3 protein-coding genes are annotated in these 1,297 nt (G+C 37.2%); all 3 read right to left on the bottom strand.

The window, feature by feature from the left end:
- Nucleotides 1-255 precede the first annotated feature (255 nt).
- Nucleotides 256-486 (bottom strand): hypothetical protein, encoded by a 231-nt coding sequence (locus tag DW657_RS17265; RefSeq protein ID WP_147382001.1) that lies wholly within the window; start codon nt 484-486, stop codon nt 256-258.
- A 142-nt stretch (nt 487-628) separates the two neighbouring features.
- On the bottom strand, nt 629-874 hold the full coding sequence (locus tag DW657_RS17260) for a hypothetical protein (RefSeq protein ID WP_147382000.1): 246 nt from the start codon (nt 872-874) through the stop codon (nt 629-631).
- Between the two features lie 47 nt (nt 875-921).
- Nucleotides 922-1,263 (bottom strand): hypothetical protein, encoded by a 342-nt coding sequence (locus tag DW657_RS17255; RefSeq protein WP_118313567.1) that lies wholly within the window; start codon nt 1,261-1,263, stop codon nt 922-924.
- Nucleotides 1,264-1,297: the final 34 nt, after the last annotated feature.

Raw genomic sequence — 1,297 nt, 5'->3', positions numbered from 1 at the left:
AGGCAGCAATGCAACTTGCCACCTCTATAAACACTTAAAGTTCTTTCAACCATTTCTTACCAGCTCTTGTATTGCTCCACAGCAATATGCCAACAGCAATAATAGCCAATTCTGTCATTGTAAACGCTAATGATTTCTGGATTTACCTTACAAACTATCAATCCATTTTTTCCCCATTTTGGTATTTACCCAAAAAGCAAGCCCTGCTGCTATTATTGCAACGCCTGTCATAAAAATCAACAATGAATCCATACTTTATCTTTTTAAAATTTTATTACCAACATATGCAAAACCAACTGTTGCTATAAGACACCCTGCAAATAACCATATTGTTTTTTCTGTCATTGCAGACTCATCTTTTGTAAAATACGGCAAGAACGTTCCTAATAGGCCTGTACCAAATGAAGTCTTACTTAAGTCATAAAAATACCTTCCTAATGTTTCTTTTGCCGTTTTAATCTTTTCTTTTTCTTCTTTCTGTCCCATTTTGTTTAATTTGATGGCAAAGTTACGAAAAAATTTCGTAACTAGCAAGTTATTTTTCTTAAATTTCTCCTATCCGTGCACCTTTCTCTTGAATTTCACATATTCAGGTGCAACAACCCTGATGTGATAGGAATCAGCGTTATCATACTTTCTGCTTTTTATATGAGTTTCTCAACATTGGCAACAACTTAGAGTAACCTATCAAGGAAGGAATTGACAATCCTTCTGGATGACGAAGCAGCACCTTCCAAAGATAAACGTTTGCTTCCCCAGGAATCGGAAACTTAGGTTCTTCCTTATCCATTCTCTCGCAAAGTTTGACACCATAATGACTGAGGAGATAGTTCATCTGTCTTTGCGTAGCAGCCATTTTAAATCTTGTTTCCATTCTGTAGCTTAGTTATGGAGAGGTGGTTAGCCTCTCCGTTACCTTTGTTAGTCAGTGATACGATAATAATAATCAAGTTCCTCCCCTTTCAAGTTGTTCTCGGCATACTCAGCAGCCATATCATACAACTGGTTGTAGAGTTTGGCAAGAAGAATGTTCTTCTTATACCATTGCCAAATCTTATGGTTCAACACCATCACCATTTCCGTAAGATAGGCATAGTTGCCTTTCCACTCAGTGAAAGCACGCTTGAACGTATCATTTACAGCCTCATTGCCGAACTTATCAGCGATGGAGAAATCCTCCCAAAAAGTAGTGATTGGTTTGTAACCAAGCTCACTCTCAACGTTCCACTTAGGAACACTCACTCTTAATGCAAGTCCTGTCATAATCATTCTATTTTATTGGTTCAACATAAATGAA

This window comes from Prevotella sp. AM23-5, from assembly GCF_003473645.1.
GTDB classification, from domain to species: Bacteria; Bacteroidota; Bacteroidia; order Bacteroidales; family Bacteroidaceae; genus Prevotella; species Prevotella copri_A.
Note: the sequence above shows the minus strand (reverse complement) of the source record. Positions and strands in the feature narration are given on the sequence as shown.